Source organism: Vibrio sp. 1-2 (7-a) (genome assembly GCF_013048515.1).
Taxonomy (GTDB): Bacteria; Pseudomonadota; Gammaproteobacteria; order Enterobacterales; family Vibrionaceae; genus Vibrio; species Vibrio diabolicus.
The window spans coordinates 173,345-193,889 of the sequence record NZ_VHSQ01000003.1 but is presented as its reverse complement, the minus strand read 5'-3'; the positions used below and the strand labels follow the sequence as shown (position 1 = coordinate 193,889).

Below are 20,545 nucleotides of genomic sequence, written 5' to 3'. Positions count from 1 at the left end.
AACTGGCGGTTTGTGAGTTTAGATGGAGTAGAAGAAGTACAGCTGAGACTTCATTCGAATGATGATCCCGCGAATCACATCCAAGAAGGCCATGAAGCCTATCGGTTTGTCACCGCTGACCCATGCGAGGCCAACAGAGCCAACAGGAATGTCGTAGCCTTCTGGCTCATCAATCTTAAGACGAACAAAGTGGTGTTTGTTCTGTAAGTTCTTGCCGGTTGTCACGCGAACAGAATCATCGAAACCCAGCAGATTACCTTGTGACTCACCTGTTGCTTCAACAATACCTTCGACGGTCGCTGAGAAGATCTTGCCTGGGTAAACGGACGAAGAGAATTCCGCTGGCTGACCCGGTTTGATGTTACGAATCGCCTGGTGGTTGACTCGCATCAGCACATACTTCTCGTTAGTGTACATATTAATACGTGGCATCATCGATACACGCTGACCTTCACGCAGGATAAAGTTGGTGACAAAGCCATCTGTTGGGGCATGAACTTTGGTGCTGTTCAAATCCCATTGCGCTTTTGCAATTTGCTCTTCAGCTTGGCGCAGTTCGGCTTGTTTGGTTTCAACTGCGAGCTCTGCTTTATGAATCGCCAGTTTTGCGCGTGAAATATCGACTTGTTTCTTCTTAATTTGAGACTCAAGGGTTAACACGTTGTGACGTGCCATATCAACCGCACTCGATTGTTTGTCGATGTCGCTTTCCGTGATGGTGTTTTGCACCACTCGGTTTTGCTCAACATAACGATCTAGCATCTTTTTCTGCAATTTGTAGTCAACGTTCGCCGCTTCCAATTGGCTCTTTGATGTTTCTAGATCTTGCACCAATGCTTGATGATTCGCTTCTTCAATCTCGATGTCGCCTTTTGCCGTAGCTAATGCGACTCGTGCAGAATCGGCGGATACGCTGGCCTGATTTAATGCGATTTCGTATTGCGTTGGGTCAAGTTCATAAATAAGCTGACCTTCTTTAACTTGCTGATTCGGCCTAATGTAAATGTGGTCAACTTTACCCTTCACATTGGTTGAATCTGGACGCAATTGGATGTGTGGTGACTGCACGACAGAACCACCGGATAAATCCATCGGGGTGAAATTAATCAAACCTACCCATACGAACATTAGCCAACTCAAACCGCCAAGATAAGCGAACGATTTGGTTGCTTTGTTCCAAGGCATGCCAACCAAACGCAGCAGATAGATGAAGAGAGCCCATACCGCTAAACCTTCTAACATTACGCTTCCTCTTTTGGCTGTGTTTCTGTTTGCGGTTTACTTCTCCATGTATCACGCAGATTGATGATGGCTTTTTCCATATCAACAAATGCAAAGATCACGGCTAGCACCCAAACCCAGTGCCAGACAAACCCTATCCAGGTCAGCGCAGTGATGAGCCCTATCTGATGATGGTCTTTGCTGTGTGCTTTATTGATAGGTAATTCATGGATTTTCCAAAAGCCGTAACACGCGCCCGCGACACTCGCGATTAAAACGACAGCAGCGACAACATGTAACGCCGTATCTGCGCCTGTACCGACAAATGGGACACTCAGTAAACTCATTAAACACTCCTCTATCAAACGGTTGGCGTATTGTGATCTGGATTTGATTTAGGTCTTTCTTTGTGACAGATTCAATCAATATGCGGTTAAATTTGATGTGATTGGTAATGAAGACGGTTCGATTTATTCGCGCGATGGGCATTCTAAACATGCATAACCTCGCGTTATCTAAATATAATTTGGGCTCGGATGAACTGGGGATTCCGTCGTCGGTGTTTCACAACCCAATGACACTGATCCCGCTAAAAGCCGTCGCAGAATGGTATCGTTGTGTTGAACAAGCCAGTGGTGACCCGGATGTGGTATTGAGTCTCAGCCGAGGTATTGAACTGCAAAAGCTTGGACCTGTGGGACGCTGGCTATTTTCTGGGAATGATTTAGCCAGCGCGATTCGACGCGTTAATTATGGTGCGAGTAACTTACAATCTGGGGCGTTTTTCGCTGGCGAACAGTCGGGCAAAATCATCAAATGGACTTACCACAATCCGTTTATAGAAACGTCAGTAAAGGTGCACGATAGTATCCGCTGTGCGGTATTTATGATTAAAGTGCTACGCGAATTTCTTGGTAAAGACTATCAGCCTTTGCGCGTCAAGATTTCAGGGTCGAGAAAAAATACTGAGCGATACCGGGAATATTTCGGCTGCGAGGTGGAATGGAGTCAGCCAAAAACAGAAATATGGATCCCGGGAGATGACCGATTAGCTTCCCGCCAAGTGAGCCATCGCGAGGACAGCCGTCTAGCGATGAGTTTTTCCGATTTGGATGATTTGCTTAATATGCCCGACCCAGAAGATGAGTTGAAAGTGATTTATGAAGTGGTGAACTACAGCAGTCATTATGGATTGCCAACGTTAGAGCGCGTTTCTTCTCTGCTTGATTTATCTGAACAGCAGTTTCAACGTCGTTTGCACAAATTAGGCCTCAACTTCTCGATGGTATCCGGCTATGTATTGAGTAATGTTGCGGCTGGGTTATTGAGTAAGCGCGTGAGTATTGATGACATAGCCATGCGCCTTGGTTACACCAATGTGGCGAGCTTCAATCGTATGTTTAAGAAACATCGTGGATTAACGCCCAAGCAGTATGCGGGAAGATTAGAAAAGTAATGCTTCACTTGTCTTTATGAAAACAAGCAATAAAAGCCCTCAAGGTAGAGGGCTTTGCTATTTTTGGTGTTGTTTAATGTAATGGCTATTTCTTAGGGCGCCAGCTTAGTGCACTTGCAACAGCGCCGATGGCAATCACATCCTTTTTTTGTTCACTAAGTTCTGGGAGCATTTGTACCGCAATGGTACCGTTCGTCTGTACAGCGGCAATTTCTTGTGTGCCTTCCTTAAAGCTATAACCCAATGGAATGTCTACCGCCATCATGGCGTCGGGACTAGTATGTACGGTTTCTACATTAAAGTGGGTGCTGCCGATACGCACTACGCCAGTCTCTTTTTTCTCGAAGCTGATGTCGATGAGAGCGGATTTTGGCTCCATAGCAAATTCTCCCACTTTGACGCCATCTTGGGTGATATCACAGGTGTAAGGATCATTCCCACCAAAATCGACGCCCATGTAGTTAACCGACATACCGCCTCCAGCGCAGCTCAGAAGCCAAGTTTCCCCGTTGTCGATACGAGTCACTTCTGCGCCCATCGTACCTTCTTTGAAAGAGATATGGTTAAACCAACTTGAGTTAGAAGCACTGCGTGAATAGTTGCCTTTGTACTTACCAGCAAAATCAAAATGGCCATCTGCACCGAATCCCCAAAAATCTCCGTCGGTTTTGATCAGCATTTCTGGTTGTGCTTTTACGGCATCAGTACGATCCATGACGGCTAGGCCACCACAACCTGCAAGGAGCAGGGGAGCGAATAGAGTAAGTTTCTTCATGTTTTTCATCGTTTATAACTCGGTTACATCTAAGATTTGGTCGGTGAATTGGATCTTTTGAATGTCGTACAACTCGTCAGTGCCTGTACTCGGGCACTCAACAGAAACGCTCTTTGCTTTGATAACGGTACATTCTGCCAGTTTGTGTGGCACGATATAGGTGTTGACGCCGCCTTCACCATAAATGCTGTTGTCTTTGCTGTTGCCTTCAAAGGTATTGTCTTGGTCATTACCGATCACATTCATCGCGTCGTCGCCAATGATCTTCACTTTTGTCAGCCACTGAGATTTGTAGGTGTATGCTTCTATCAAGCCGTCTTTGTTGGGAGCCATACGAAAGGTAGGCACTGTGCCTGGATTTGTCTTTTCTGTGTAAAGTTTGACGCCCGCAGAGTCGATGTTCGCGGTGTATTGCAAGTATCCGTGGAATAAGCCGCTGATCCAATCAACGGCTTGTGGATCTTGAGTTTGCATTTCTTCACGTGTTAACGCTTGGTAGCCATCTAAACCTTGTCCGTTTGCTTTTGCTACACCCATGTAAGCTTCAAAAGCGGCAGCAAAGTATTCGTGAGAATATGAAGGGCCCGTTTGTTTAACACTTTCAGGATCGAAGTCGTCCGATTTCCAATCGTCCCAGTCATACTGAGTTGGGCGCCACACCGTCGGTTTGCCCGCTTGAATATCGTTATAGATTTTTAACGCATGAGCTTGAATGTCATTTTGCAGTGCCGCAGTCCCCGTGTTAGGTGCAATACCTTGCGCTTGGACCAAGTGTAAAATTTCTTCAAAAGCGGCGTCTCGTTCGGCTTTTTTACCAAGATTGGCACAGTAATCGGCAAAATTACTCATGTAATGGCAATCGCCTTCAACTGTCAGTTCTCGATACATCAAAGATTGGCTGTTCCTTAGCCAGTTTGGTGTTTCTTTACTATTTACTAATGTTGCCACGATAGATGTGACAAGTGTATCCATATCTTCTTCGTTAAGTACCATCATGCTTACAACAAACTTTTCTAGAGAACTCGTATCAAAAGAGTGTGCTAAGCCCGAGTTTGTCACTGCATCGTTCAGTTTGTCTTGGCGAATCAGTTCGTTGATAAAGATTTTGGTTAACATCTCATCATTCTGTTCGTCGTTTTCGGTCAGCATTAGTGTGGCATCACGCTCGGCTAATGTCTTAGCGATACGAGACTTGTCAGCGCCGTACTTAGAGTCTGGTTGGTTTGTGAGAAGGTGTTGGATGATTTTGGCTGCACGAAAGATTTTTTCATTATTCGCACCGTCATCAACAGCCACAATGTGAAATGCATCATTGTTATTTGCTTCAGAAAGGGAGATTTTCACATAGTGGGTGAAGCCCGCATCAGCAGCCACTTTTAACTTGGCTGGAAGCTCTGTAGAAACGACAGTTGGGATTGTGACAGTGCTCAATGTTGGCGCTGGTGGTGTTGGAGGTGTCGTTGTCGATGGTTTCGAATTAGATTCACTGCCGCCGCAAGCAGTTAGACTTATCGCGCAAAATATGGCTAAAGGTGTTAATTGGGAATATCTCATTTCATGTTACTCGTAGACTTTATTAGAGCAAGAAACTTAGAAGCAACATAAAGTCCTGTCTATATAAGCAAACCAAGTCATATATATCGATATTGTTTTTTGGTAAGGACTATCATTCGATATATTTAAAAATCTAGTAGATTTTTATTCCGAAATTTATTTTTTATTTGAAGCTATATTCTGCTAATAAATAAAACATCAGGTTATTGTATGGTTTTAGGGGCGTGGAATGATTAGGATTATCGTATATGTATGGTTTGTAAGCGTATGTAAGCCCGCTTTTTATTAAAATTATCATTTAAGTGGGTTGCGCAGTATAGGACGAGCGATATACTCCCTCCATCATATTGGTGGAGTAAATGATTCATGGTGGGCAATACAATCTTACTGGTAGAAGACGACTCTGAGATTGCTCGATTAACCAAAATGTACCTCGAAGCCGAAGGCTATACAGTAACCGTTATCGACAACGGTCAAAATGCATTAGAAACGATTCACGGACTCAATCCGGACCTAGTGCTGTTAGATTTGATGTTGCCGGGAAAAAATGGCGCAGAAATATGCCAAGAGGCACGTAAATTTTATCATGGGATTATCATTGTTTTGACTGCAACCGATGATGAAATGAGCGAGGTGAGCTTATTTAAGTTCGGTGCTGATGATTACCTTACCAAACCGATAAAAGGCAATATCCTTCTCGCCCGTATTGAAGCGGCGCTACGTCGCTATCGTCGTCAAGTTGATACCGTTGAAGAAGAAAAGCTGAGCCGATATGGCATTAGCCTTTGTCTTCGTCGCTCCCAAGCATTTTATTTGCAAAAAGATATTGGTTTAACGAGCTCTGAGTTTGAAATTCTAGAGCTCCTGATGCTGAATGTCGATAAGCCAGTATCTCGTGAATCATGTTGTCGTCTTGCCAGAGGCATTGAATACTGCATTACTGATCGTTCGATTGATATGCGTATATCCTCACTAAGGAAGAAATTCTATAAGGCTCATATCCATACCGCTACCATTAAGACCATACGTCACCACGGCTACATGCTGACAGGTAAATGACGCATGTTTTCCCTGTTTACTCGTCTATATGTGGGGTTAGTTACTGGCCTTGCGCTTACTGTTGCTTTGTTTCTCTTTATGGGGGAAGAGTACATGCGCAAAACAGAAGTCGGCGTTTTTTTGAGTGATGGTGCTTATTTTGTCGATCAATACATTGAGCAACGAGGCACTCCAGAGTCTCTCTACAAGAAGTTAACCGAAAACGGCAAGCAAGATTTCTTTATCTTTGATTTAACATTGGTTGAAAACTGGGACGGATCACCGCCTTGTCGAGATTGTAAGCTGCTGTACCGAATACAGGGGATACCTGTTTATCTTATTGATGGCAGTACCTATGCTGCGGTATTCCCTTTACCTAACACCTCGAAGAGTTTAGTTTTCAAAGAAAAAACGGATTTCTTTAGCCCAGATGTTGATTGGAATGAAGATTCTGAGATTGTATTTATACTGACTCTACTTTTGGTTGTTGTGTGCAGTTTAGGCATTATGGTTTACATACCTGTACGACGTCTTGACCGCCAAATTCGACAACTAACGGCTGCACAACAACAATTTGGTTATGGTGAGTTGAATACGCGAGTCGATCTAAAGCAATTTTCGCAACCCGTGAAAGAGCTCGCCCAAGGCTTCAACAACATGTCTGAAGAGATTGAGAGACGAGTACGTCAAACACACATCTTTACTCAAGCTATTCCTCATGAAGTGCGCACACCGCTGAGTCGTATTCAGCTAGCGACGGATTTAGCTAGGCGCACGAGTGGTGAAATGCAGGCAGAGTTACATGACGATATTGAACGATACGTTGATGTAGTGACGGATTTAACGTCCGACATTGTCATGCTGTCTCGCTTGAGTGTGAAAAACCATTCTTTGAGCGATTCTGTTGAAACCATGGAACTGCCTCTTTGGTGTAAAAGCCGCATGAATTACCTAGGCTTAGAGTCCACCATGTTGAGAGCAGAAAATGAACTCGCGAACCAATTGATTCACTTTCAGCCTACTTTGGGTAACCTCGTCCTCGATAATTTACTGCAAAACGCCAAGCGTTACGGTGAATCCTGCGTTGAGGTGACGATTCGAATGGTAGCGGATTGCTGGAGCATCGATATTGAGGACGATGGTCCGGGCATCCCTGAAGCGATGCGAGAAGAAGTATTTATGCCATTTTCGCGTTTAGACAAAAGCCGCAACGCCGACATGAAAGGCTTTGGTTTAGGGCTTGCCATCGCTACCAGTGCAGCGAGGCAACTGGGTTGGGAGCTTTCCGTCGGCGAGAGTCACTTAGGCGGTGCACGTTTTACGGTGCTTATTCCTGCCAACGATTAGAGTAGGCACTGCGGTAGTCTGGTTCAGCGATACCTTCATACAAATCTTCACAAGCTTGCAGCGGACCTACGACGGTTCGGTAGGGTAGGACACCTGCCCAAACAGGAATATCCATGTCTTCCGCATCGTCGTTGACGCCAAAATTGCTGATTTTCACAGATGCCTCTGTGAGTGGGATACGCAGCAGCATGGTGGCTTTGAGCTCTTTTTCATTACTCAAACGGACTTGTTTTGTTCTCCCTGGAGCGATCTGTTCGATAAAGTGATTCAACAACCTGTCTTTCTCTTGGTTATCCTCCACCATCTCAAACTGGCCAAAGACCACTGCACTGCGATAATGCGCACTGTGGTGAAACGCACTTCGAGCCAATACCCAACCATCAAACAAAGTAAAGGTTAAGCACGTTTGGACTCCTAGTTTGAGTGAGCGTAACAGTCGACTGTTGTTGGCACCATGGATATACACGTAATCATCCACACGCCATGCCAGCATAGGGATGACCACAGGGCCTGACTCGTTGGTTATCGCAATATGAGCGATTAGGCTTTCATCTATGATGGCGTGCAGTTTTCTAATATCAGAGACGGCTTTATGTGCGCCTTTCTTAATTTCCGTTCTATTGGTGTTGGATAGCATTTTCTCTCCTTGTTTACTCACGATTACGAGCGCTTGATCCTCATTCTTTGATTGCAATGTAGTGCTTAACTGGTAGCTTAAATAGAGCCAGTTTTAACTAATGGATGGATCCAGTTTGTCTTTGATTGATATCGGTGACCTACATTTAAAAGAAAGTGATGGAACGCGTCAGCAAGCGTTGTTTTTTGCTATTCGCAAGAAAATTGTTCAAGGATTGTGGGTGAAGAATGGGAAGTTGCCTTCTACGCGGAAGCTTTCACAAGCGCTTAATCTAAGTAGGAATACCGTGATTTCTGCCTACGAACAGTTAGTGGCGGAAGGGTACTTGAACAGCCAAAAAGGTTCGGGTTTTTATGTTGCCGTAGAACTGCCGGAGCAGTACTTGCCTGAACCTAGTTCAGTTCAGAGAGACTCATCACCGAAAACCAACTTTGACATCAACCGCGCATTTGCACCGGGTGTGCCGGATTTGGACGCATTTCCGATGGCGCAGTGGCAAAAGCTAGTTGCTCGCCACATGTCCCGCACCTGCTTGCTAGGGAATCAAGATATTCAGGGCAGTTGGGCATTGCGCTGTGCTTTAGCTGACTACCTTGCATCAAGCCGTTCAGTAAATTGCTCCCCAGAGCGCATTATTATTACCTCTGGGGCGCAGCAAGCGTTGTCAATTGCGACGATGGTAGTGCTCAAACAAGGTGATAAGGTTCTGATGGAGCAGCCAGGTTACGCGCAAATGCGGAAGTTGATTCAGTTCCAAAACTATCAATTTGAGCCTTTGTTCGTAAGAGAGAAATTAGGTTTAGATGTGGAAGCTGTGACCTCAAGCGATGCCGATGCGCTGTATATCACACCAAGTAATCAATATCCGATGGGTACCACACTCAATACCGAGCAAAGAGGAAAGATCATCAACTGGGCGGTCGAGCAATCAAGTTGGATCATCGAGGACGATTATGACAGCGAATTTCAGTTTGCTCATCGTCCCTACACCAGCTTACAGGGGCTAGCAGCTCAAATGGGTCGAGATGATCGTGTGTTGTATGTGGGTTCCTTCAGTAAAGTAATGTTTAACGGATTGCGGCTTGGCTACCTTGTGGTTCCTGAACGTTTAGTAGAGCAATGTTTGGTGGTTAAGGATGCGTTAAGTGGTGATTCGCCGACGCATACACAAGAAGCATTGGCAGATTTTATTACTGAAGGTGGGTTATTACGTCATATTCGAAAAATGCGTCGACTGTACAAAACTAAGCATGAACAGATGCATTTATCCATTCAACAACATTTTGGCGACCGTGTTTGCGTCGTTAGCCAAGCGGCGGGGCTTCATGTTACGTTGAAATGGCAAGACGGTATGGATGAGCAGCGTTTTACAAAACTAGCAGAGCATGAAGGGATCATCTTGCGACCTTTGAGCTATTATGAACACCCAGATTTTCAAGCACGTCACTGGCATGGTGCCGTGCTTGGTTACGGCAATATCGCGTTAGAGAACATAGACGCTGGTATCCAACGCTTAGCTCACATATTTCGAAATGGGAAGCGGTGACTATTCAACTACACGTGTTTGTCGCTTATGTCGCCACTGTTTCCAAGGCAGTAAAAGTAGAGTAAAAATGCCAAGTGCATAAAACATTGACCAGCCTAAACATATAAAAACACCGGTACAAAGCAGTAGGGACAGTCCCGCAAGTGTTTTACCAAATCCTCGAAGCAATTTAAAAGCGGCTAACATCGCCAACATGTAAACCAGAACGAATACACTGTTTGCGAGTTTTAGGAAAAACTCCAGATCGAGCTGTGATAGGGTTCCTATCACACAAGATATCAATAATGTACCGCCAACTAATATGGTGGCTGAGAAAGGGACACCACGACGTGAAATCTTGGCTAGTGGACTAGAAGGACGATGTTCTCGAGCTTGAGCCCAGACCATTCGCGCTAGGCTCTGTGTGTATAAGTTAACGCTCGCGAAACAAGCGGAGAAACCTATCAAGCTGATTATCCATTTGGCTCCATCGCCTAGTAGTTGGGCACTAAGCCAGGGGATGGATGCGTTATCAAATTGAGCGTTACCATACGCGCCAAACTTTAAAATAACAACAGAGCAAGCCCAGTACGTAGCTCCCGCTACAAAACAACCGACAATAATGGCAATAGGGAAATCTCTTTGAGGGTTTTTGAATTCTTCCCCCATATGAGCAAAAGCCTCTATGCCAACAAAACACCAGAACATCACGCCAAGCGCTGCGGTAATAGGCCAAATTGACTCTTGTGTGATAGCTGGCATCACGAGATCGGCGCTGTTAACGTCGCCTTTCCATAAAAATGTGCCAACGAGCGCAAAGACACTCAAAGCAATAAGAGTTTGTAAATGACCTGATGACTTAGTGCCCATCAAGTTGACGAACACAAGAAGTAATACCGTTAGAATTTGTGCAAACAGATTATTGCTAATAGGCTCTGGCAATATTTGCTGTAGAAAGCCTGCGGCGAGTGCAATCGCGGCCGGAACCCCTACCGGAATGACACTAACAAATAGCCAAGCTACACTACTTTCCAGCTTGGCGTTAAATGCTTTACGCACAAAAAATGCGGTTCCGCCCGCGTTGGGATATCGCTTGCCTAGCTGGGCAAAAGTCAGCGCAATAGGACAAATGGCGATGAATAATAAAATCCAGGCCCATAGTGAAAAATGACCCGCTATGCCTGCTGCAATAGCTGGTATCATAAAAAGCCCCGTTCCCATTAATGTTGTGGATAGTTGGGCGATACCGGATGTGAGTGAAATGTCTTTTTTGAGCTGTTCCATGCTAATTGATTCATCCAATGTTGTAGGGCTTATGACGAAAACGCTTGTGGCTTCTAATTATCTCATTTATTGGAGTTTAATGAGCCCGCTAGTGCGCTGAGTGCATAAGAAGCGTATTTGATTTCAATGCGTTATCGCTCTTTTATTTGAATGGATAACGGTGCTCATCTCATGCTTACCAAATAGCATATCCAAAATCTTAATAACAAAATGATTTACTGAGCCGTCAATATGACGGTTGTTTTAAATATTTCCAACAAAATGTTGGTTTCTTATGCAGTTAGAATCGGTATAGAATGAGAAAAATAAGGAAAGCTTGGTAAGTATATGGACAAGTTTGATCACAAGATTGTGGATCTTCTCCGACACAACGCTCGGCTGTCGGTGACTGAAATTGCGGATAAAGTGAACCTTTCTCGTTCTGCGGTGACTGCTCGTATTCGTAAGCTAGAACATGACAAAGTGATTCTCGGGTATCACGCTGAAATTGCCTCTTCAGGCGGGGACTCGATTTGTGCTTATTTTGCTCTAAAGTTCGATAAATCTACATCCACGTATTATTGCGAATCATATGCCGACGAACTATACAAAATCGATGGCGTAAAATGGTGCCATGCAATCAGTGGTGAAACGGATATGATGGTTTTTGTCGAAGTACCTACGATGACTCGTTTGAACGAAATCAGAGATCAAATTCAACGTTACCCAGAGCTAAGGCACCTCATGACTCATACCGTTTTAGCTGAGTTCTTTAATACGACTGGCAACCAGTTTGTGAAATAAGCATCATGGGTGCCATTATTTATTAAACCTTCTTGAGCCGGTATGTTAAACAACATCAATTTGAATCTACTTAGGTCCTTGCATGTACTTTTAGAAGAGTGTCATGTCAGCCGAACTGCAGAACGTTTGCACATTACTCAGTCTGCGGTTAGGCGACAGCTTGCACAATTGCGCGATCTGTGTGGTGACCCACTGCTTATTCGTCAAGGTAATCAGCTGATACCAACCCCGCGAGCAATAGCATTAAAATCAAAGCTTGATGCGTTACTGGCTGAGTTTGACCATTTACTCGATGACAAACCTTTTGAGCCGCAACTGTGGCAAGGCGAGCTGGTTATTGCCTCAAGTGATTACGTGGCACAATACGTTTTGCCCGATATTGCATCTCACTTAGGTGAACAAGCACCACAATTGGATTTGGCGTATCGACTGTGGCAACTAGATTTCATCGATAAGCTTCACGAGTTAGGAATCCATCTTGCTTCTTCTATGTATCCCACTCAGCCTGAAGGTGTATCTAGCATCAATATTGGTTCTGATAAGTCAGTTTGTTTGATGAAGGCGTCTCACCCTTTAGCTGGTAAGGCTTCGATTTCTATAGAGGACCTCATCAGTCATTCGCATATTCAAGTGACGGGTGGGGGAGACAAAGACTCAAGTACTGATATGGCACTAAAAGACAGGGGGCTGATGCGTCATGTTACCTTTAAAGTGCCTTTTTTCTCTGCGGCGGTAAATCGTTTGGTCTCAAGTGACCACTTGATGGTAGTTCCGGAGCACATTGCAAATAATTTGGCCAAGCACTGGCCTTTGGTTCATAAAGCGCTTCCTTTTGAGACACCTACCCATGAATACTGGCTGATGTGGCATCCTAAATACGACAATGATCCAGCTCATCAGTGGGTGCGAGAGCAAATCCACGCGGTGATGAAAATATCGGAATACTCCATCCATTAAGTTATGATTTTAAATCATGACTTTTATGCGAAACTTTGATTTCAAATTATAGCTCTTCAATTGATAGATTGAGTTCAAATGGAGAGAGGTTATTTATGACACTAACAGTTTGGTTATCACTTTTTACCGTGTGTTTACTCGGCGCTATGTCACCTGGGCCTAGCCTAGCGATTGTGGCAAAACATGCTTTGGCTGGTGGACGCATCAATGGTTTGGCAACGGCTTGGGCACACGCTTTTGGAATTGGCGTTTATGCCTTTATCACGCTGATTGGCCTCGCTGTTGTTTTGCAGCAAAGCCCGATGTTGTTCAAGACGATCAGCCTTGCAGGCGCGGCATATCTTGCATATTTAGGGTTCAATGCGCTGCGTTCGAAAGGCGGTGTGGCGGCGAAGTTGGAGTCAGGCGAGGAAACAACGGTAAGCCAGTCTGCTCGAGAAGGTTTTTTTATCTCGATTTTAAGTCCTAAAATTGCTTTGTTTTTTATCGCATTATTCAGTCAGTTTGTAGCGCTAGGTAATGATTTGAGCAATCAAATGATCATTGTTGCTACACCATTTGTTGTGGACGGGCTTTGGTATACCTTTATCACCCTAGTGTTATCAAGCTCTAAAGTGGTGGACAGAATTCGTTCTAAAGCAGTGTTAATTGATCGTTTGTCAGGGATTGTTCTCATGCTATTGGCACTTCGAGTGGTCGTAACCGTATAAATTTGCCAAGACAACAAAATATTAAAGGCAGCCCAGGTGGCTGCCTTTTTTGTAAAAAAGCACCCTGCCATTGTAAAAAAGCACCCTGCCATTGTAAAAGACAGGGTGAAAGCAAGAAGTTTCTCAGGAGCAGTCGGGGGAGAGAAACTTATATAAATTCTATTTACTTATCGGCGAACCTCTTCGAACTCACCTTCGATAGCATCGGCTTTACCAGTATTGAATTCATACTCTTCATGCATTTCTTTCTGCATTTTCTTCACGCGCTTCTCAATACGCTTGCCTGTAATCAATGCTGCGATGGTCAACGGAATCGCAATGATCAAGCTAAATACTAATGTAAAAAAGCCCGTAATCAGTGCCAGTGCGGTAACAATAATCCGATTCATAATCATGACCTCTCTGTAATTCATGTGTTCAGATTAATGCTGTGAACATGAACAAAACATGAATGATAGCCTTCACTTTGTCCGGAGAGTGTCAAATGAGCGAAATGAAAAAACGCCTGAGGGTGATCAGGCGTATAAACGGGGAAAAATATTAGTAATGCGCTTTGCGCTTATTATTTAGAACAAATATGAGATATTGTCCGTTACGCTATGTGGTTAACGTTGTGGAGCAAAGTTCACCTATCGAGGGAATGTTTGGTAACGAACACCCATCATTTGTTCCATACAGTGCACAACTTGGCAGCTGTAACCGAATTCGTTGTCGTACCAGATGTAAAGTACACAACGCTTGTCTTGTGCGATAGTCGCTTGACCATCTACGACGCCTGCATGGCGAGAGCCAACTAAGTCAGTTGATACAATTTCTGTTGAATCGGTGTAGTCAATCTGTGCCGAAAGCTCAGAGTTCAACGCCATTTCACGCAAGTAATCGTTCAGTGAATCACGGTCTACGTCTTCACCTAAGTTTAGGTTAGCGACTGCCATCGAAACGTTTGGTGTCGGTACGCGAATTGCGTTACCTGTTAGCTTACCAGCTAGCTCTGGCAGTGCTTTTGCTACAGCTTTAGCTGCGCCAGTTGAAGTTAGAACCATGTTCAGAGAAGCACTACGTCCACGGCGGTCACCAGAGTGGAAATTGTCGATCAAGTTTTGGTCGTTTGTGTATGAGTGCACGGTTTCGATGTGACCAGAAAGGACACCATATTTATCATTCAGCGCTTTAAGAACCGGCGTGATTGCGTTTGTGGTACAGCTCGCGGCAGAGATGATGGTGTCATCTTCTTGAATAACTGATTCATTTACACCGAATACAACGTTTTTGATATCGCCTTTACCTGGTGCCGTTAGCAGCACTTTCTCTGCACCTTGACACTCTAAGTGTTGGCTTAGGCCTTCAGAATCACGCCAAACACCTGTGTTATCAACAACAAGCGCGTTGTTAATACCGTAAGCAGAGTAGTCCACTTCGCTTGGATTGTTTGCGTAGATGATTTGGATGTAGTTACCGTTAACGATCAGAGCTTTACGTTCCTCATCGATCACAATGCTACCGTTGAACTGACCGTGGACTGAGTCACGACGCAGTAAGCTAGCACGCTTCTCTAAATCGCCTTTTTTACCGCCACGAACCACAATCGCTCGCAGTCGTAGTGGGTAACCTGGGCCACTTTTCTCGATTAGAAGGCGAGTTAGTAGTCGACCAATGCGACCAAAACCGTAAAGAACTACATCACGCGCTTTCAATGAAGAGTCTGCATCGCGTGCACCATCAAGTGCAGTGATAAGGAAATCATTTAGAGAGGCAGTATCGTCATGTTCATTCCAGTACTTAGTTGCCAATTGGCCAACATCTACACGACACGAAGAAATGCTCATTTCACATAGCACTTGAATGATAGGCATCGTGTGCTCAAGTGAGAGTGGGCTGCCTGTATAACGTCTTGCAACGCGATGAGTTTTGAGAATGTCTATAGTAGTAGCATTGATAAGCGTTTTACCAAACAGAACCACTTCGATTCCTTTTTGACGATATAGCTTACCAATTAGAGGGGAAATAGATTCAGCAATCGTTTGGCTAGTTTGCCAGTCTTGGAGATATTTCTCTGGACTCATTGTTGTATTAGACCTTTCACGTTTTGGGGGCTAACCATACTCTCTGCTGTTGCTTCTTCGGCAGCGTGCAAGAGTGTGGTGGGTTATGTAATCGGGTTGTAATAGTTATGTGTGCGGATTCTAAGGTCGGAGCCCTTATTCTGCTAGGAAAATTAAATCCAGTGTAAAACACTAGTTAAGGTCGTATTAGTGGTGAATTAATGTGACTAAAGCGGTGGTTTTCACGTATTGACATTTAAAAAGTCATCCACTTTTTTCGCGATGATAATGTGTGTTTTCAAATTAGTTTTGTTGTCACTGTGAATTCGTTTGCATTTTTGTGTGATTTGTCTCGATAAGGCAACGATATAGGTGAACATATGGTTTGGAATTTCATGAAAAGTGATGTGCATCTTAAGTATGAGTGAAACTTCACTGTTTGTACTCAGCTTGAAGATCGAAAAGTATGATTCGAGTCACAATTACCATTTCATTGACCGATGGCGAAATAAGCGGAATGACCATGGTTTTGGTAGGTGAATGTTGTTTTAAAGTAACCATGTCGTATATGCCTTTCAATGCTAGAAACTAGTCTAGTATTAAATAATCGGATGAGATCAACCATTGGGCTGATGGATGTTGAGATTATCAATAAAAACACGCTTAGCACTCCTCGCACTATTACCCACGGTGGTGATAGTGGTTTTTGCAGTTCAGCAGTTTTCTGACAATGCGTTGCGCGTAAGCCGTCTCAATCAAACGGTAATCAATATCCAAGGTTTCCAGTTGATATCCCAAGCCTCTCATTTTATATACTCCATAGAGAAAGCACGCCGCCAGCCTACGCTTCAAGCATCAGCCGCACTTAATATAGAAGAACAAGACGGTGTTATTTCTTCCATGCATCAAAAATTCGTCAGTAACCCCAATACCGCTGAATATGCTGATGAGCTGAAAGAGGCCATGCTAGGGGTATTATCCGGTAGGTTGGACGAGATGGATGACCTTGGCGATTGGGCATTTCAACTGCTTCAAAATATGTCGCGCTCTTTGCTACAAAATCATCAGTGGTATGGTAGTGAGGATGGCATTCGAATGCAGAATTTTATTGCTTACCTTGCTCAGCTGTCTTTTTGGACACAGAAAGAAGCCTGGTTGACGCATCGCCTAGTCCAAGATCCTAAGAGTCGGTTGAGTCAGAGTCTGTTTTTTCAGGCTATTGATCGACAGCAGCAAAATTTGGATGCGTTTTTAAATTTAGGAGGGTCATACGATCAAGTTGATAAATTGCTAGGCTTGTTTACGTCGCCGAGATATCAGAGAAATTTGGCATCTCGTGGGCGACTAATGTCAGGGGACATGTCACGTAGTGACTATGAAGCGTATTTGAGAGAACTCGATTTCCGTGTGCAACGCTTGCAAGTACTCATTGATGGGTTCACGAAACAAACAGAGCAGTCGCTCCTAACACAAGTTCATGAACAAAAAACCAATATTGCGATGATTACCTCTGGCGTTATTTTGGTTATCGTCATGCTTTGTTGGCTTGGCTTTGGCACTTGGTTTCGGGTTAATAGCAAACTAGATGCGATTATTCATACCTTAACGGCGCTGATCAACGATGAAGAGAAACAGACGAAAGTCAAAGTCGATGGCAGTGATGAACTGACGATTTTCGCTCAGCAAGTGAATCGAGTGGTTGAAGAAAAGCAGAGACAAACAGACGAAATACTCCATGCTAAAGAGTCTGCAGTGTCTGCTAATCGCGCTAAATCAGTATTTCTTGCCAACATGTCGCATGAAATACGTACCCCCCTAAACGGTATTATGGGCATGACGGAGATACTCTCTCAAAGTGAGTTATCTTCTCATCAACAAGAAGTCGTTGATGACATTGACTCTTCATCTCAAACATTACTTACCTTGCTTAACGATATTTTGGATCTTTCTAAAATCGAATCTGGTCGACTGGAGTTGTCGTTAGTCGAGGCCGATATCCGAGAGGTGGTGTACCAGTCGATGGTTTTATTTCAATCCAAAGCCACATCTAAACAGCTAGAGCTGGGGATTAACTTAGCTGAAAACATTCCAACTCGAGTGATGGTTGATGATCATCGCATCAAGCAGGTCATCACGAATCTGGTATCGAATGCGGTCAAGTTTACCGAAAGCGGTCATATACGTGTTGATGTCAGTTATGACGAGTTACCTGAGAACGAGCGCGGAACGCTGATGTTTAAAGTCGAAGATTCCGGGATAGGCATTGAACAAGATAAGTTAACGACGATTTTTGAACCCTTTACTCAGGAAGATGAAGGAGTGTCGAGGCAGTTCGGTGGAACGGGACTGGGATTGGCAATTTGTCGTCAACTGGTATCCATGATGGGAGGGCAGCTTATAGCGACATCCACCAAAGGAGTGGGCACATGCTTTGAATTCTCTATTGAGGTTGACGTTATTCCGATGTTTGGCTGGCGCTCGGACATGATAAATAAAGGGCTCTTGATCTGCACAAATTACGATTACGCTGATCAACTTTTGAAAGAGTGTCGATTAGCGAAAATCAATCTCTTTGGTGCGAATAATGTTAATGAAGTAAAAGCAATAAACGATGACTTTGATGTCATATTTCTGTGCCATAGTGACGACTCCAATACGGATGAAGCCTTAGATGAGTTGTCACGCAAGTATGATCTTCGTCGTGTGATTATTTGTCAGCATCATCTATCCACTCCCTACGACAATGCAGAAAGAGTACATGCTGTGCTCACATTGCCTTTTCTTGGCAATCGATTTAAGCATGTCATTGACGATTTAGCGAAGGTAGAAAAAACCATTTCAAGTGACGCTGTCACTAATAGTATTCCAAAGTCTGAATATCGAACGTCGCGCTCTCACAGGAGGATCTTAATCGCGGAGGATAACTTGATGAATCAGAAAATCGCGAGTTTCTTTCTGGATAAAGCTGGATATGACTATTTGATAACAAGCAATGGACAAGAAGCGTTGGAAGCCATCACAAAGGGAGAAGAATTCGATGCAATTTTAATGGATTGTATGATGCCGGTGATGGATGGACTGACCGCGACGAAAGAAATTCGTCGTTGGGAAAAGAAAGCCGGGCGTGAGAAAACGACCATTATTGCGCTCACCGCGAGTGTTTTGGAAGAAGACATTCACAACTGTTTTGCTGCAGGTATGGATGCTTATTTACCTAAGCCTTATAAATCGAATCAGCTATTTGAGCTCTTCAATGAATTAAAACTCGCCTAAATCGATAACATTTCAAGACGATAAAGCCCCAATCAAAGGGGCTTTATTTTAACCATGTATTGTTATGCGTTTGCTTGAGCGCCAGCGAGTTTACGTATGGTTTGTCGATAGGTTAGGTAAGCGGAAATGCCCGCCAGAATGTTGCCCATACAAGCGCCTAAAAGTAGACCTCGGATTCCCCCCATTTGAGCGCCAACCCATAAGCAAGGAAGGAAAAAGACAAACAAGCGTAGCGCTGAAATGGTGAGCGCGGTGTAAGATTTACCTAATGCATTGCAAAGAGAAACCATCAACATACATACACCTAGTGAACCTAAGCTGATAGGAACAATCAGCAAATGCATTTCTAATACTTGCTCTACTTGAACATCACTGGTCATCAGTAGTGCAAGTGGGTTTGCGACGACAAACGTAATGGCTGCGATCAAAAGTTGAAAGCCCAGAATGAATTTTACGGCAATACTGACTAGCGATTGGATATCTTGGTAGTTCTTTGCGCCAAGTAAGCGCCCGACCATTGGGGGCATAGACATTGTCAGCGCTAACACCGAAACGATAGCAAAGAATTCGTAGCGTGAACCGAGCGCCCAAGCGGCGACTGCTGCGGTCCCGAAGCTTGCCAACAACTTTGTTGCTAACATGGACGACAACGGAGGCAGCAGTTGGCTGATCATCGCAGGTCCCATGATGTTACCGATAGACGCAACACTTTTAGCTACGTTGAGGTCTTGCCACTGCGTTGTTGCCCAGTGATTCTTCTTTACGCGAGGCGCGACGACTAAAATACCAAACCCAAAAGCAACGATGGTTGCTATTGCGGCTCCGTTAATACCCAAGTTAAACGTGAAAATAAATAGTGGATCGAGCACAAGGTTCACACCGCTGGTCACCATCATCATTGTGCCAGGCAACATGGTGTTGCCGTTAGCTCGGCAAATACTGTAGTAAAAATATAAAACCGCTCCAGTCCATGAACTTAGCAGCCACCAAGGCCAGTAGCTGTCGATAATCGGCATCACAGATTCTGGAGCACTTAATAGAGATAAAATGGGGTAGCGCAAAAGCCAAATTAGCCCTCCAAAAACGGCTACACCGATTGAGCCAATCATCAAAACTAAGCCACCGAGCTGTTTGGCATAACGACTTTCATTCGCACCAAGCGCTTTAGAAATGACAGCGGTCGTGGCGATACCTAAACCGACTTGAATGCCGATAATGACCATTTGCAACGGAAGAGTAAAACCTTGAGCGGCCAAAGGTAAAACGCCGAGCTGACCGATAAATGCACTATCTACAAGCTGAAAGCTCATTAAAGATAGAACGCCAAATAGCATTGGCCAAGTCATCGTAAATAATTGTTTTGCAAGTGTTGGTTGTGTACTTGTCGTAGTTGAGGACATAGAAAGCTGAATGCGTTAGGAATAAGAGTTGGATTGATTGTACACGGCGCTTAGTTTAGAGACAAAAATAAACCCCGAGTAAGGTAGCTTTACTCGGGGTTGGAAAATCTAGCTTAAGCGTTTATTTTTTGCCGCTAGTTTGCTTGTCTTCTTCAGTCAGTTCGCGAATACGACGGCTGATGTCACGACGTGCTTTAGAGATTTCTGCACTTTTGATGATGTGGTCATCAACACGATCTTCGTAGTCTGCTTTCATATTTTTGATGATTGCGACGATTTCATCGTGAGTCATTTCTGGTTTGATGTAATCTAGAAGGTTTTCTAGAAGGTCAACACGTTTGCGGTTATCACGAACTTTCTTTTCGTTATCAAGCAGCTCACGTTTTAGTTTGTTTTTACGACGAGCTTGGTTAACGATTTCAAATACGCTACTCATAGTTCTCTTTCCTAATTTTATGAATATCTCCCTCGATTAAAGCACAACATCCAGTGGCATAACAGTCTTTAGATCAATCACAATGCAGAGTTGAACATTTCTCAACC

Annotated in this window: 18 protein-coding genes; 8 read left to right on the top strand and 10 right to left on the bottom strand. The window is 44.1% G+C overall.

Annotated features, from left to right (window positions below):
* Window positions 1-18: 18 nt before the first annotated feature.
* On the bottom strand, window positions 19-1,242 hold the full coding sequence (locus tag FKN08_RS11070) for a biotin/lipoyl-binding protein (RefSeq protein ID WP_170892118.1): 1,224 nt from the start codon (window positions 1,240-1,242) through the stop codon (window positions 19-21).
* The gene (locus FKN08_RS11065; RefSeq protein ID WP_046875867.1) at window positions 1,242-1,568 is read right to left on the bottom strand and encodes an MFS transporter; all 327 of its coding nucleotides are present in this window, start codon (window positions 1,566-1,568) and stop codon (window positions 1,242-1,244) included. Before FKN08_RS11065 ends, FKN08_RS11070 begins: the two co-directional genes overlap by 1 nt.
* Window positions 1,569-1,675: 107 nt before the next feature.
* On the opposite strand from FKN08_RS11065, the gene FKN08_RS11060 reads away from it, so the two are divergent.
* Window positions 1,676-2,677, top strand: coding sequence for an AraC family transcriptional regulator (locus tag FKN08_RS11060; protein WP_170892117.1), 1,002 nt, complete (start codon window positions 1,676-1,678; stop codon window positions 2,675-2,677).
* A gap of 85 nt (window positions 2,678-2,762) precedes the next feature.
* Here FKN08_RS11060 and FKN08_RS11055 read toward each other — a convergent pair whose 3' ends face one another.
* Together FKN08_RS11055 and FKN08_RS11050 are read right to left on the bottom strand one after the other, a co-directional pair.
* Window positions 2,763-3,452 carry a hypothetical protein gene (locus FKN08_RS11055; protein ID WP_170892116.1) on the bottom strand — a complete coding sequence of 230 codons (690 nt, stop codon included), beginning with the start codon at window positions 3,450-3,452 and terminating at the stop codon, window positions 2,763-2,765.
* 12 nt (window positions 3,453-3,464) lie between these two features.
* The gene (locus FKN08_RS11050; RefSeq protein WP_170892115.1) at window positions 3,465-5,006 is read right to left on the bottom strand and encodes a hypothetical protein; all 1,542 of its coding nucleotides are present in this window, start codon (window positions 5,004-5,006) and stop codon (window positions 3,465-3,467) included.
* Between the two features lie 366 nt (window positions 5,007-5,372).
* Here FKN08_RS11050 and FKN08_RS11045 point away from each other — a divergent pair, with 366 nt between their 5' ends.
* Entirely contained in the window at window positions 5,373-6,065 is a 693-nt protein-coding gene (locus tag FKN08_RS11045; protein WP_170892114.1) for a response regulator transcription factor, read from the top strand.
* Between the two features lie 3 nt (window positions 6,066-6,068).
* Entirely contained in the window at window positions 6,069-7,391 is a 1,323-nt protein-coding gene (locus FKN08_RS11040) for an ATP-binding protein (protein ID WP_170892113.1), read from the top strand.
* Here the strand turns inward: FKN08_RS11040 and FKN08_RS11035 are convergent.
* The gene (locus tag FKN08_RS11035; protein ID WP_170892112.1) at window positions 7,372-8,028 is read right to left on the bottom strand and encodes a pyridoxamine 5'-phosphate oxidase family protein; all 657 of its coding nucleotides are present in this window, start codon (window positions 8,026-8,028) and stop codon (window positions 7,372-7,374) included. The genes FKN08_RS11040 and FKN08_RS11035 overlap by 20 nt on opposite strands.
* A gap of 100 nt (window positions 8,029-8,128) precedes the next feature.
* Between FKN08_RS11035 and FKN08_RS11030 the strand changes: the two genes are divergently transcribed.
* On the top strand, window positions 8,129-9,574 hold the full coding sequence (locus tag FKN08_RS11030; protein WP_170892111.1) for a PLP-dependent aminotransferase family protein: 1,446 nt from the start codon (window positions 8,129-8,131) through the stop codon (window positions 9,572-9,574).
* Here the strand turns inward: FKN08_RS11030 and yjeH are convergent, their stop codons facing one another.
* The gene (gene yjeH, locus FKN08_RS11025; RefSeq protein ID WP_170892110.1) at window positions 9,575-10,837 is read right to left on the bottom strand and encodes an L-methionine/branched-chain amino acid transporter; all 1,263 of its coding nucleotides are present in this window, start codon (window positions 10,835-10,837) and stop codon (window positions 9,575-9,577) included.
* A gap of 327 nt (window positions 10,838-11,164) precedes the next feature.
* Here yjeH and FKN08_RS11020 point away from each other — a divergent pair, with 327 nt between their 5' ends.
* From FKN08_RS11020 to FKN08_RS11010, 3 genes are all read left to right on the top strand, one after another.
* Window positions 11,165-11,620, top strand: coding sequence for an Lrp/AsnC family transcriptional regulator (locus tag FKN08_RS11020; protein WP_005396378.1), 456 nt, complete (start codon window positions 11,165-11,167; stop codon window positions 11,618-11,620).
* A gap of 42 nt (window positions 11,621-11,662) precedes the next feature.
* Window positions 11,663-12,577 carry a LysR family transcriptional regulator gene (locus FKN08_RS11015; protein WP_170892109.1) on the top strand — a complete coding sequence of 305 codons (915 nt, stop codon included), beginning with the start codon at window positions 11,663-11,665 and terminating at the stop codon, window positions 12,575-12,577.
* 95 nt (window positions 12,578-12,672) lie between these two features.
* A complete protein-coding gene (locus FKN08_RS11010) occupies window positions 12,673-13,287 on the top strand; it encodes a LysE family translocator (protein WP_048624827.1) in 615 nt (204 codons plus the stop codon).
* 167 nt (window positions 13,288-13,454) lie between these two features.
* Here the strand turns inward: FKN08_RS11010 and FKN08_RS11005 are convergent, their stop codons facing one another.
* Both FKN08_RS11005 and FKN08_RS11000 read right to left on the bottom strand, forming a co-directional pair.
* Window positions 13,455-13,676: a hypothetical protein gene (locus FKN08_RS11005; RefSeq protein WP_005397748.1), complete on the bottom strand. Its 222-nt coding sequence runs from the start codon at window positions 13,674-13,676 to the stop codon at window positions 13,455-13,457.
* Between the two features lie 240 nt (window positions 13,677-13,916).
* A complete protein-coding gene (locus tag FKN08_RS11000) occupies window positions 13,917-15,350 on the bottom strand; it encodes a glyceraldehyde-3-phosphate dehydrogenase (protein ID WP_170892108.1) in 1,434 nt (477 codons plus the stop codon).
* A gap of 615 nt (window positions 15,351-15,965) precedes the next feature.
* On the opposite strand from FKN08_RS11000, the gene FKN08_RS10995 reads away from it, so the two are divergent.
* Window positions 15,966-18,602 (top strand): ATP-binding protein, encoded by a 2,637-nt coding sequence (locus FKN08_RS10995; RefSeq protein ID WP_170892107.1) that lies wholly within the window; start codon window positions 15,966-15,968, stop codon window positions 18,600-18,602.
* A 62-nt stretch (window positions 18,603-18,664) separates the two neighbouring features.
* Here FKN08_RS10995 and FKN08_RS10990 read toward each other — a convergent pair whose 3' ends face one another.
* Both FKN08_RS10990 and FKN08_RS10985 read right to left on the bottom strand, forming a co-directional pair.
* Window positions 18,665-20,002, bottom strand: coding sequence for an MATE family efflux transporter (locus FKN08_RS10990; protein ID WP_047008118.1), 1,338 nt, complete (start codon window positions 20,000-20,002; stop codon window positions 18,665-18,667).
* Between the two features lie 121 nt (window positions 20,003-20,123).
* On the bottom strand, window positions 20,124-20,438 hold the full coding sequence (locus FKN08_RS10985; RefSeq protein WP_005373603.1) for a DUF496 family protein: 315 nt from the start codon (window positions 20,436-20,438) through the stop codon (window positions 20,124-20,126).
* Between the last annotated feature and the right edge of the window lie 107 nt (window positions 20,439-20,545).